Source organism: Halomonas sp. MS1 (assembly GCF_024182575.1).
In the GTDB taxonomy this organism is placed as follows: domain Bacteria; phylum Pseudomonadota; class Gammaproteobacteria; order Pseudomonadales; family Halomonadaceae; genus Vreelandella.
In genome coordinates, this window is sequence record NZ_CP098926.1 from 404,993 (window position 1) to 417,288 (window position 12,296).

General features: G+C 53.5%; 11 protein-coding genes. 4 read left to right on the forward strand and 7 right to left on the reverse strand.

Features of this window, described 5'->3' with window-relative positions:
- Position 1: 1 nt before the first annotated feature.
- Genes pdxA through NF683_RS02015 form a run of 3 tightly spaced genes read right to left on the reverse strand, consistent with a single transcriptional unit; the run spans position 2 to position 4,588 of the window.
- Entirely contained in the window at positions 2 to 1,051 is a 1,050-nt protein-coding gene (pdxA, locus tag NF683_RS02005; RefSeq protein ID WP_253921150.1) for a 4-hydroxythreonine-4-phosphate dehydrogenase PdxA, read from the reverse strand.
- 12 nt (positions 1,052 to 1,063) lie between these two features.
- On the reverse strand, positions 1,064 to 2,101 hold the full coding sequence (locus tag NF683_RS02010; protein WP_193068735.1) for a peptidylprolyl isomerase: 1,038 nt from the start codon (positions 2,099 to 2,101) through the stop codon (positions 1,064 to 1,066).
- Between the two features lie 39 nt (positions 2,102 to 2,140).
- Complete coding sequence (locus NF683_RS02015) at positions 2,141 to 4,588, reverse strand: LPS-assembly protein LptD (protein ID WP_089039626.1); 2,448 nt, start codon at positions 4,586 to 4,588, stop codon at positions 2,141 to 2,143.
- Between the two features lie 70 nt (positions 4,589 to 4,658).
- Between NF683_RS02015 and NF683_RS02020 the strand changes: the two genes are divergently transcribed.
- The 4 genes from NF683_RS02020 (at position 4,659) to speD (ending at position 7,847) form a co-directional block, all read left to right on the forward strand.
- On the forward strand, positions 4,659 to 5,669 hold the full coding sequence (locus tag NF683_RS02020) for an aminoglycoside phosphotransferase family protein (RefSeq protein WP_253921151.1): 1,011 nt from the start codon (positions 4,659 to 4,661) through the stop codon (positions 5,667 to 5,669).
- Complete coding sequence (gene murU, locus NF683_RS02025; protein WP_253921152.1) at positions 5,666 to 6,343, forward strand: N-acetylmuramate alpha-1-phosphate uridylyltransferase MurU; 678 nt, start codon at positions 5,666 to 5,668, stop codon at positions 6,341 to 6,343. The genes NF683_RS02020 and murU overlap by 4 nt, the downstream gene beginning before the upstream one ends.
- A 70-nt stretch (positions 6,344 to 6,413) precedes the next feature.
- Positions 6,414 to 6,833, forward strand: a complete 420-nt coding sequence (locus NF683_RS02030) for an OsmC family protein (protein WP_038477634.1) — start codon at positions 6,414 to 6,416, stop codon at positions 6,831 to 6,833.
- Positions 6,834 to 7,052: 219 nt separating this feature from the next.
- A complete protein-coding gene (gene speD, locus NF683_RS02035; protein ID WP_030073826.1) occupies positions 7,053 to 7,847 on the forward strand; it encodes an adenosylmethionine decarboxylase in 795 nt (264 codons plus the stop codon).
- Positions 7,848 to 7,919: 72 nt separating this feature from the next.
- Here the strand turns inward: speD and lpxL are convergent, their stop codons facing one another.
- The 4 genes from lpxL to NF683_RS02055 all read right to left on the reverse strand — a co-directional run bounded on the left by lpxL (position 7,920) and on the right by NF683_RS02055 (position 12,291).
- Positions 7,920 to 8,834: an LpxL/LpxP family Kdo(2)-lipid IV(A) lauroyl/palmitoleoyl acyltransferase gene (lpxL, locus tag NF683_RS02040; protein ID WP_253921153.1), complete on the reverse strand. Its 915-nt coding sequence runs from the start codon at positions 8,832 to 8,834 to the stop codon at positions 7,920 to 7,922.
- A gap of 12 nt (positions 8,835 to 8,846) precedes the next feature.
- Positions 8,847 to 9,947 carry an alanine racemase gene (alr, locus tag NF683_RS02045; protein ID WP_253921154.1) on the reverse strand — a complete coding sequence of 367 codons (1,101 nt, stop codon included), beginning with the start codon at positions 9,945 to 9,947 and terminating at the stop codon, positions 8,847 to 8,849.
- Between the two features lie 120 nt (positions 9,948 to 10,067).
- The gene (gene rpoS, locus NF683_RS02050; RefSeq protein ID WP_038477648.1) at positions 10,068 to 11,039 is read right to left on the reverse strand and encodes an RNA polymerase sigma factor RpoS; all 972 of its coding nucleotides are present in this window, start codon (positions 11,037 to 11,039) and stop codon (positions 10,068 to 10,070) included.
- A gap of 154 nt (positions 11,040 to 11,193) precedes the next feature.
- Complete coding sequence (locus NF683_RS02055) at positions 11,194 to 12,291, reverse strand: peptidoglycan DD-metalloendopeptidase family protein (protein WP_253921155.1); 1,098 nt, start codon at positions 12,289 to 12,291, stop codon at positions 11,194 to 11,196.
- Between the last annotated feature and the right edge of the window lie 5 nt (positions 12,292 to 12,296).

Here is a 12,296-nt window from a genome sequence, read left to right on the forward strand (position 1 = left end):
TTCATAAAGCATTTAAGCCATTGGCGCGCTGCGCGGAAAGTCGCTTTGCTAGCGCGAGAGCTACGCCTAAGCTATTGGGGTCGGCAGTACCGCGACCGGCTAAACTGAGCGCGGTACCGTGGTCTACTGAAGTACGCACCAGCGGCAAGCCAAGTGTAATATTCGCCGCCTGACCAAAGCCTGCGTATTTTAACACTGCCAACCCCTGGTCATGATACATCGCCAGCACCGCATCAACGCCCGCTAAATGGCGCGGCGTGAAAAGCGTATCAGCTGGCAGCGGGCCTTGAACATCAAGGCCTTCAGCGCGCAGCGCTTTCAGCGCGGGGATAATAACATCGAGTTCTTCGCGCCCTAAATGGCCATCTTCTCCGGCATGGGGGTTTAATCCACACACCGCAATGCGCGGAGCGGCAATCCCAAACTGGTTTTTCAGATCAGTCGCAAGCAAACGGCTAATGCGGGTAATTTTGTCGTAGGTAACCGCATCCGCCACGTCACGCAGCGGTAGGTGTGTGGTGACAAGTGCGACGCGTAGGTCACTGCTACCCTGCCAACGGCTCGACTGAGCATGCAGCGCTTGGTCAGTAGCCAACAACATCACGACCTCATCAACCCCACAGGCATCACGCAGCCATTCGGTGTGGCCAGTGAAGCTAGCAAAGCCGCCTTCGATAATCACCCCTTTATGCAGCGGCGCAGTGACCATGGCCGCTGCATGCCCCTGCAGACAGGCGTCGACAGCGATTTGCAACGTCTCTAGCACATAGCCTGCATTAGCAGGATTGAGCACGCCGGGGAGCGCTGATTCGCGAAGGGTCGCGGGCCACACAACCAAACGCCCTGGCGAGGAAGTCACACTGCTTCCAGGGGCTGCTTCTATCACATCAAGAGGAAGCCCCAGCAGCGACGCACGCTGTTTCAGCAACTGCGTATCGCCAATAGCCACCGTGTTATTCAATTGGCCATTGGCGGCCAGCATCAGTGTGATTTCTGGCCCGATGCCCGCGGGCTCTCCGGTGGTTATCAGCAGTGGCGCGCTATTGCTCATTAGATTAGCTCATTAAAGGCGAATATCGACAAAAGCCTGTTCACGCATTTCACGCTGCCACGACTGTAGCTCTTCGTTAGCACGACGCTGGAAAATGGCCTGACGAACCTGCTCACGGCGACTCTCATCCGTCACATCCTGACGGCGACGCTCTAGCACTTCAATGACGTGGTAGCCAAACTGGGAGCGCACTGGCTCAGATAGCTGGTTAGTACTTAACGACCCCATCGCTTCTTCAAAAGCTGGCACCGTTTGCCCTGGACGCACCCAACCAAGCTCGCCGCCGTTCATGGCACTACCACGGTCGTCGCTAAACTCACGAGCGACGGACGCAAAGTCTGCCCCCTGCTGTAAACGCTGGCGAGCCTGCTCAGCGCGGGCACGAGCCTGGTCTTCATTGCGTGTTGGCGTTAATTCTACCAACACGTGACGGGCACGTATCTCTTCAATGAACGCTTGCCCCTGCTGAGATGGCTGCTGGCTCAAGAAGCGTTCAACGTCACGCTCAGTCACGGTGACACGTTGACTAATTTGGCGCTGCTGCACTTGGCGCATCAGCATTTCGCGGCGTATTTCTTCACGTACGCCACCCAGGGTCATGCCATCCGCCTCCACGGCATCGGCAAACTGTTCTAGCGTCATGCCGTTAGACTCGGCAATGGAACGCAACTGACGATTTAGCTCCGTGTCATCCACGCTAAGGTTGGCTTGGCGGGCCATTTGCAGCTGGATTTCATCCATCACCATGCGCTCTAGTACCTGCTGAGCCAGTTGGCTACGGGGCGGTAAGTTACCGTCCTGGGTTTGCGCCTGCTGCTCTACCTGGGCAATGCGGTCATCAAGCTCACTGCGCATGATGACGCCGTCATTAACGACAGCCACAACGCTATCCAGCATTTGCCGCTGGGTTGATTCGAAATTTTGGGCGTAAACCGACAGCGGCACAAGCGCAGCACTCGTTCCAAGGCAGAGCGCCATCATGCCGCCCGCAGAAAGCAGTTTTGCCCGCTTTTTCAAGCCATCGGTCAGCAGGGTCTTTCTGGTAGTCATAAAGAATCTCTTTCAGTCAGTCGCCATTTAACAAAATCGTTACAGCGGCGTTGGGCGGTAGCCAGGAATGGCCTGTTCAAAGTAGCCGTCAGCCTGTTGACCAACGCCACCCAGGCCACGGAATACAAAGCGTAAAAATAGCCCGCGATCATTAAAGTCATCACCCACAGGGGCGGTGTCGTTATCGTCTACCCACTCACGCCATACTAGCTGTAAGCCGTAGCAGCAGTCGTTCCATTGAACGCCTGCCAGCCGCTCAAGCGCGCGGTCATTGGTTTGATCGTGCAGATAGCGACCAATCAAATCAATCCTCGGGCTGGCTTTCCAAGCAAGTGACAGATCCCACTCTTCCCGGCTGTAATCTCTAAATCCGTCATCACCGGGTACGACGCCTGGATCGAAACCTTCGATCTCCCAACGGTAACCAAGGTTCACTACGTGGCCAGCGGGATGGCGATAACGCGCATCAACGCTAGAGCGTTCGGTCTGTTCACGCTGATCGTCGTATAACCATTCATACCCCGTACTCCACCGATCATTAATCTGCCAATCGAGGCGCGTCACCAGCGGAGAGCGATCGCGAGTAGCTTGATAGCGACTAAGCGGATTCACACTGGGATCATCCTCTGGACGAGCAGGCAATGTGTCTGGGTCGCCCTCACTATCGATGCGACGCTCGGATAAATAAACACTTTGCCCAACCCCAAAAGTTAATCGATCCCGTCCGGTGGCGTCTTCAATAAAGCGAGATTGTACGCCAAGCGACACACGATTGAGATCACCTAAACGATCTGCGCCAGAGAAACGATGAGGAGACCATAGCTGATCCCACGAGAACGCTCGCTCGCGGCTGTCAAAATCAGGCAGTTGTGTTTGATTAGTACGTGGAACATATGCGTAGTTCAAACGTGGCTCAAGGGTTTGGCGATAGTCTCGTCCGCTCAGTTCTAATTCACGCTCAAACACCAGGCCACTATCTATCGATGTGACCGCCGCACTACGGCTGGGAGACGTGCCTCGATCAGTGACGCGATCGCCATAATCCAACTCATAAGCGGTATGCCATAACTCGGTACGCGGCTCGATATAGCCCCAGGGTTGCTCAAAACGCCAACCGATAGCCGGGGTGAGATGCAGGCGCGTGCCGATGGCGGCTTCGCGCTCAGGCACCTGTCGCTCGTCTACATCACGCCAGAAATAGGTCGCGTTAGAGTGCCATTGTGTATAGAGACCGCCACCTAACTGCCAGTCAGAGTTCGCTGTCAAACTTGGCAGACGATAAAATGGCTTATCGGAATCACTCAGCGGATCTTCCAACCGCTGGAAGCCTTGGGCCCGGGCATCTAACTGCCAACGCTCACCGCGGTAATCTACCTGAGCGAGCCGCTCCATACTAACGCGCTCACTATTGCCAAACTCACCACCAAAATCATCGAAATAGCGCCCATCGCTAGCGGCACCATAGCGCAATTGGTAATCACTGCGTGGCGCCAGCGTTCCTGCATGCTGTGCATCAATATACCAGCGATCATTGCCTTCGAAGCGGTTATCACCATTTTCGCTGCCGTCATCACTATTGATATATCCGCCTTCTACCGTCCCTCGGCTCTCTTCAAGCAGGTAGCGGTACTCACCATTGAGCAGCAGCCCACGGTCAGACATCCAGCGTGGTGTAATGGTGGCATCTTGATTTGGCGCTATGTTCCAGTAAAAGGGCTGTGCATAGTCAAACCCCTCATTGGAAAAGCTAATAGAAGGTGACAGCAATCCTGTATGACGGCGGTCATCAATGGGGAAGCGTAGCCAAGGCCAGTAAAAAATCGGCACGTCTTTTACTTCTAAACGTGCGTGCCGTGCGGTACCAAACCCTTTTGCTTGATCCAGCTTTATATCGCTACTAACGAGTTGCCAGCTATTGGCACCTGGATCACACGTCGTAAATGAAGCATTGTGCAGACGATATTGCTCTTCACCGGTTTGCTCTAATTGACTGGCCTGACCGCGTAAATGCTGTTCGTAAAGCACATAGTGGCTGTTGCGTAACGAGGCTCGGTCATCGTTGAGCATTAACGTGGCTTGCTCGCCGCGCACCAACGCCTGACCATTTCGTATGGCGAGATTGCCTTCTGCATCTACGCGTTGGCGGTCGGCGGGTAAATACATCTGCGCCGCCTGCAACTCTGTGTTTCCACGACGCAGTACAACATCACCGCGCAACAACGCTTCACCATCTGCGGCGTAATCGGCTTCCTGAGTCTCCACCGACAACATTTCAGGGTTATCCACCGCTGGCAAGCGGTAGTCAGGCATCACATATCGCCCTCGACACAGCTGATGCGGTGCTTCATCTTGGCTCCAGGCCTGCCAATCAAGCGCCTCGGCAGGCAACGTCTGGCCTTGTGCCACCGCTGAAAATGAGGCGCCAGCGAGCAAACTGCCCAACAGCGTGTGCGCAACCGGTACGGTACGCGAGATTCGCTTGCCCATGTTCGTTATCCTTGGCATCCAGAATCGGTATTATACAGCCCGCATGATGCCCGACCAGCAAGGAGCTTGCATGTCCTCTTCTAGGATTGACGCCCTCACCCAGTGGGCGGCTGACCAAAATGGCCTAAATAGCGCCGCTATCCACCTCTCTCCAGCGGGTGGTGACGCCAGTTTCCGGCGATATTTCCGGCTGACACTGCCCTGCGGCGGTACTCGCATAGTAATGGATGCCCCCCCTGACCAGGAAGACTCAACACCGTTCGTCGCTATCGGAAAGCGCTGGTACGCGGCAAAACTGCCCGTTCCGCATATTTACGCCGCCGATCTCGACGCGGGCTTTTTGTTGCTGGATGACCTTGGGGATACCCCATTACAGGCGCTATTCACTGATGACGCGCGCATTCAGCAAAGTCATTTGGATGCACTGTCGTTACTGGCCAAGTTACAAAACCACGCCAACCCTGCCGCACTGCCGCCTTATGATGCGACGTTGCTGAACCGAGAGCTCGACCTTTTTCCTGAGTGGTGTTTAAACAATTGGCTGTCGTTATCAACGCCAGCCAGTTGGGATGCGCTGCGTGGCCACCTCGTTGAGCAAGCCCTCGATCAACCCGTCGTCAGCGTACACCGCGATTACGATGCGATGAATATCATGGTGCACGACCAGCAGCTTTACATGATTGACTTTCAAGACGCGGTGGCAGGGCCAATCAGTTACGACGTTATTTCCTTACTGCGCGGTCGCTACTGCCGCTTTTCTCCGGCGCAGTTTATGCAGTTTGTCGACTCGTTCTATCACCAAGCGCGTCAAGATGGGCGTCTCTCTCGCCATGTCAGTAATGATGAATTTCTTATCCAATGCCAAGCCATGGCCGCTCAACGCTGCCTAAAAGTGCTGGGAATTTTTTGCCGCTTAACGCTTCGTGATGCCAAACAAGGCTATTTATCACGCCTGCCGCATTTTTTAGCGCACTTAGAAGATAGCCTAACCGCGCTGCCCCAGCACAGCGAGTTTGCTGAATGGGTAAGTGGCACACTGCGACCCGCCATTGCCCTACGTTTAGCGGAAAGCACGTTATGAAAGCGATGATTTTAGCCGCGGGACTTGGCAAACGGATGCGGCCGCTTACCGACCACTGCCCAAAACCACTGTTACCAGTAGGCGATAAGCCACTTATTGTGCACCACCTCGAACGGCTCAAGCGTGCAGGCATTGATGAGGTGGTTATCAACGTGAGCTATCGCGCAGAGCAGATCATGGCAGCGCTTGGCGATGGAAACGACTACCAATTACGGATTCTTTGGAGCCATGAAGAGACGCCCTTAGAAACCGGCGGAGGCATTCAAAAGGCACTCCCCCTGCTTGGCGATGCCCCGTTTCTGCTGGTCAATGGGGATGTCTGGTGCGATTACATTCCCTCAGAATCACTGCTACAGGGAAGTGACGTCGCCCATCTTGTGCTAGTAGATAACCCTTCCCACCACCCTAGCGGTGATTTTTCCCTTATCAACGGGCGCGTTGGAGTGGAAGGCCATCAGCGTCTCACCTTTGCCGGCATTAGCCTGCTACACCCAGACCTTATTGCCGATCAGGCGCCTGGAGCGTTTGCCCTGGCACCACTGCTTAAGCAGGCAATGGCAGACAAGCGCGTTAGCGGTGAACACTTTTCAGGCCACTGGGTCGATGTGGGCACTCCAGAGCGCCTTGAGGTTCTTGAACACCACCTGTTGGCGCAACAGATCAGCAAGCGATGAAAAAGTGCGTCTATCGCTAGAAATGTTATGCTTCGCAACTACCTATAGGTGCCTAGATGAGGAGAGCGACGTGAAAGCACGGGTAAAATGGACAGATGGTCGCCAATTTGTAGCAGAGTCCGGTAGTGGGCATAGCGTCGTTATCGACGGCCCTCCTGACCACGGCGGCCGCAACACCGGCCCTCGCCCAATGGAAATGCTGCTGATGGGCATGGGTAGCTGCACCGCCTTTGACATTTTGAATATTCTGGATAAAGCCCGCGCTGATGTCACCGACTGCATCGCGGAGCTTGACGCAGAGCGCGCTGATGAAGTGCCCTCCGTGTTTACCAAAATCCACGTACACTTTGTGGTGACTGGCCGCAACTTAAAAGAGAAGCAGGTACAGCGAGCGGTTGAGCTCTCTGCAGAGAAGTACTGCAGCGCATCTATTATGCTGACACAAGGCGGCGTTGAGATTACCCACTCTTTTGAGATTGTCGACGCTTGAACGACTCGGAGCGCCATCTTCCCTGTTTATTAAAAAAAATAGCGCGGCTGGATGCATACCATGCGCTTGGCGGGCATAATACGCTCGCTTGTTTTTACCCCTACTGCGTAGCAAACAGCCGCTTTGCAGAAAGCGACTACAGCATCACGGTGACAAGTTACTATCGGTTCCGGCGCTGGCTCGTCGGGGTGTCTTCATCTGCCATAGGGAGGTTCGGACGTGTCAGATAATCTCCGACTCCACGGGTTTAATAACCTGACTAGCTCGTTGAGCTTTAACATTTACGACATCTGTTACGCCAAAACCGAAGAGCAGCGTGCGGCTTACATTGATTATATCGATGAGCTTTACAACGCCGAACGTTTGACGCAGATTCTAAAAGACGTCACCAATATTATTGGCGCTCATGTGCTCAATATTGCTCGTCAAGACTATGAGCCCCATGGGGCCAGCGTTACGATTCTGATTGCTGAACACGAGCTGGATGAAGCAAACCCAGAGCAAACTGAACCAGGTCCTGGACCGCTACCTGAAACAGTCGTGGCGCATCTTGATAAAAGCCACGTGACAGTACACAGCTATCCTGAGTCGCATCCTGACAACGGTATCAGCACCTTTCGATTGGATATTGATGTGTCTACCTGTGGCCACATCAGCCCATTGAAAGCACTGAACTACCTAATTCACAGCTTCGACTCTGACATTGTCACCATGGATTATCGGGTTCGTGGCTTTACCCGCGATGTCGATGGTAAAAAGCTGTTTATTGATCACGACATTACCTCGATCCAGGACTACTTGGCAGAAGATACCAAACACGCCTATCAAATGATCGATGTGAATGTTTATCAAGAAAACATGTTCCACACCAAAATGCTGCTGAAAGACTTCGAACTTGATAACTATCTGTTCGGCACATCGCGCCGCGACATTACCTTCGAAGAAGCACGGGACATTGAAAGCCGTCTGCGCAAAGAGATGTTAGAGATTTTCTACTCTCGAAATCTGGACTAACATCTGCTTTCAAAGTTAACGAAAAGCCGTTTTGCTACCAAGCAGAACGGCTTTTTTTGTTAACGGATGGCGCTAGTAAACACTTGGCTCACCTTCCGGACGCGTTTTAAAGCGCCGATGAAGCCATAAGTACTGCTCAGGGTACTTACGAATAGCTTGTTCGATAAACTCATTTACCCGAGTAGCGTCGGCCACTTCATCATCGCTTGGGAAGTTATCAAGCGCGGGCAGGCAGCTGATGGTATATGTCTGGTTATCAGGATTGCGGTGGAACATCAACGGCACCACCGGCGCCCCCGTCATTCTGGCGATTTTTGCGGTCAGCCTAATGGTAGCGGCTTGCTGGCCGAACAGTGGCGCGAACACGCTGACATCGCGGCCAAAGTCTTGGTCCGGTGAATACCACACCACATGGCCCGACTTTATTCGCCGAACAACACCACGCAAGTCATGCCGATCAATCGCCTGACCAAAAATTCGCGAGCGGGCACGGGTCATAAAGCGTTCGAATAAGGGGTTGTTGTGCGGTCGATAAACCACATCGGCAGGTAAAAATAGCGAATGCAGCGCTCCCCCTAAATCCAGTGTGGAGAAATGAATCCCAACCACCAGCACGCCCTTGCCTTGCGCTTTAGCCCGTGCGAGATGCTCTTGGCCATGATAGGCCACCCGGTGCCGTAACCCTTCCGCATCACGGCACCAACCCGTGGCTGTTTCCACTAAGCCAATACCGTTGGCGATAAAAACCTCTTTTACCAAGCGGCGCTGCTCATCAGCACTTTTTTCCGGGAAACAGAGAGCAATATTTTTCTCAGTGATATGCCGCCGGCGCTTTATAAAGCGCCATGCTAACAAACCAATTACTTTCCCCACCCATAACTTAAGCCGCCAGGGAAACCAGGCAACAAGATGCATCGCGCCTATCGCAAGCCAGGTTGGCCAATAACGAGGGTGTGCAAACGACTGCGGATATGAGCTTTTAGACATACTGGTAACCGTTTAAACAAAGGCTCCATGGTAGCGGCGCGGCGCTCTTGGTAGCACTCCCGTTAACAGGGTATAGCTGATGGTATCGCAATAGCGTGCTACCTCATCAATTGACAACACAGCACCGTTGCTAGCAGCTCCCCACAGCACTACCTCACTACCGATAGCAGCCCCCGGCACGTCGGTGACATCTACGGTTAGCATATCCATGGAGACCTTGCCGGCAATCGCACAGCGCTGACCATTCACTAACACCGGGGTGCCGTCTATGGCATGGCGATCATAACCATCGCCATAGCCTGCCGCAACGACGGCAATTTTAGAACGCCGAGATGCGCGCCAACGGCCACCATAGCCAACAGGCTCACCCTCCTCTAGTTCACGGAGGGCAATAATTTCGGAGCGTAAACTCATCACCGGGCGCAGTTGCCGGGTGGTCTCGTTGGCTTCTTCCAGCGGGTCACTGCCATACAGCATGACACCAGGGCGATTCCAGTCGCCATGGGCGATTGGCCATGCCAGTGTTGCGGGGGAGTTTGCTAGGCATAGGGGCGCATCAAGCGCTTCCGCCAATGCCGTTAAAGCGGCCATTTGCTGATTAAAGTAGCTGCCCTCACGTGCATCTGCTGTCGCAAAGTGGCTCATCAAATGCAGCGCGGTTACCTGTGGTGCGCTAGCTAACCGCTGCCAAACATCAGGTGCCTCGTCTAGAGAAAAGCCTAAACGATGCATACCGGAATCCACTTTCATCCATACCGGAATAGGTTGACGGGGTGAAAAAGCCAATAAAGCCGCCACCTGCCACTCACTGTGAACGCTGATCCAAAAATTGTGCTGATCAACGAGCGCCAGCTCGTCAGCGGTAAAAATACCTTCCAGCAATACAATAGGTTTTTTAATTCCCCCTTCACGCAGGCTAATCGCTTCTTCTATGCAAGCGACAGCAAATGCGGGCACCTCAGCTTCTAGCGCACGCGCGCACTCAAGCGCACCGTGACCATACGCATCCGCTTTAATAACGGCTACCGAGCGACTTTGAGGGGCGCAGCGGCACGCTAGCTGATAGTTATGACGCAGGGCGTCTAAATCAATATGGGCCACCAAGGGGCGCATCACGTTTCTCACTTACACAGTCAATAGTTAACGGTTGATCAACCAATGGGCGTCAAAAACAACGCACCGAGCGATGAACTCGGTGCGTTATGGTCGGTATGACACAATAGCTTACCGCGATTAGCTCTCGAAAATAGCGTTAAGAGAAAGGCCCTGTTTTTCCAATGAGCGGCGCAGTTTCTTTAGTGCTTCTACTTGAATTTGCCTAACACGTTCGCGAGTTAAGCCAATTTCTGCACCAACTTCTTCCAACGTAGCGGACTCATGACCTCGCAAACCAAAGCGGCGTACAACCACTTCTCGCTGTTTGTCACTTAGCTCATCCAACCAGTGGTCTACGTGCTCACGCACATCGCCATCCACTAAGCATGCTTCCGGCCCTAGCACATCGTCGTCGGTTAAGGTGTCGATTAACGGCTTATCGCTTTCGCCACCCATTGGGTAATCTACCGAGGAGACGCGCTCATTAAGCCCAAGCATCTTCTTAACCGTTTCTACTGGCTTGTCGAGATGATCGGCGATCTCTTCTGCTGTTGCTTCATGATCAAGCTTTTGGGTCAGCTCACGCGCTGCACGCAGGTAAATATTTAGCTCTTTAACCACATGGATCGGCAAACGAATGGTGCGCGTTTGATTCATTAGCGCACGCTCAATGGTTTGTCGAATCCACCACGTGGCATAGGTAGAAAAGCGGAACCCTCGCTCAGGATCAAACTTTTCCACCGCCCGGATTAGCCCAAGGTTACCCTCCTCAATCAAGTCAAGCAGCGTAAGCCCCCGATTAAGGTAGCGCCTGGCGATTTTAACAACCAGGCGAAGGTTAGACTCGATCATCCTTGACCGTCCAAGCGGGTCACCTTTACGCGCTAAACGGCCGTAGTAGACCTCTTCTTCCGGCGTTAATAACGGCGAAAAACCAATTTCATTGAGATAGATTTGTGTAGCGTCCAAGCTTTGAGTCGATTGACGCTCATCACGGCTCAACGCTTTTTCAAAGGCGTCTTCCTCCGCGGAGACATCATCAACACTATCCAGCGCCTCTTCAACAGCGTCCAGGTCAACCTCCTGTAGATCCTTCTCCAGCATACTCATGGTAGTATCCCCCGTTATTTCGCCTAACCGCCATTTAGAAAGGTAAAGGTGGCCGCACTCCCTGTGCACTTACACCATTTTTGTTATATGACGCCCTAACTCTAGCTATTCGGGTACCCCAAGCACACCAACTGAAAGGTTCGCTTGGCAATGATTAACGGGACGGCAGATAGTCCAAGGGATTTTGAGGCTGCCCATCACGGCGTACTTCAAAGTGCAGTTTGACACTATCTGCATCGCTATCCCCCATCGTGGCAATCACTTCTCCCGCTTCAACGACATCATTTTCTTTAACGCTTAAGCTATCATTATGCGCGTAAGCACTCAGATACTGATCGTTGTGTTTGAGTAGTATTAAGTTACCGTAACCCCGAACGCCGCTACCTGCATAGACAACGATACCAGGGCCTGCCGCCTTGACAGGTTGCCCCTTTTGACCGTCGATATCAATCCCAGCGGTGATAGAGCCCCCCTGGCCAAACTCTCCGGTTACCTGGCCTGTTGCTGGCCATTGCCAGTTAACATTATCAACAGGTGTAAAGGTGCGAGAGGAGCGGTCAACGCGAGCGGTTTGGCTCGGCTGCTCAGCCTCAGCAGGCGGCGTAGTCGCTGCTGGCTCAGGTTCTGGGGTTGGTTCAGGTTTGGGCTCTGGCTTAGGCTCAGGCGTTGGTTCCGGCTCACTCGCGGGCTCTGGCTGAGACGCCTCAACAGTAGACGTCGCCTCGGTGTTAGCGGCACTTGCGCTATCAGCCACTTGCTGCGCGGCGGCCACCGACGCTTGCTCAGCAGCTTGCTCAGCACGTTCCGCCCGCTCAGCCGTTAAACGCTGATTACGTTCAATCGCACTCTCATCAGGCAGTAACCAATCTAGCTGCTGATCGTTACTTGCCACGGAAGTCGTTTGAGGATTCAGGCCTGTTGCAACAGCGCCCGACGCAGGGCGCTCTGGGGCAGAGGAGCCTGCTGACGGGTTACTTGATGCCGCCGCTCCTGCACGCAACGCAATGGTTTGGCCTGGGTAAATTTGATAAGGCGCATCAATATTGTTGATTTGCGCCAACTGACGATAATCAAGATTGTGCTGCCATGCGATGCCATAAAGGGTATCGCCTGCTTTAACAGTATATTGAGGTGAGTCTGCTACCGCGCGGCGCGCTTCACTTAAATCACGCACTTGTGGGGTGTTTTGCTGCTGATTGGCGCAGCCGCTGACAGCTAACGCCAATACTGACATTATGAAAACCTTACGCATGGAAA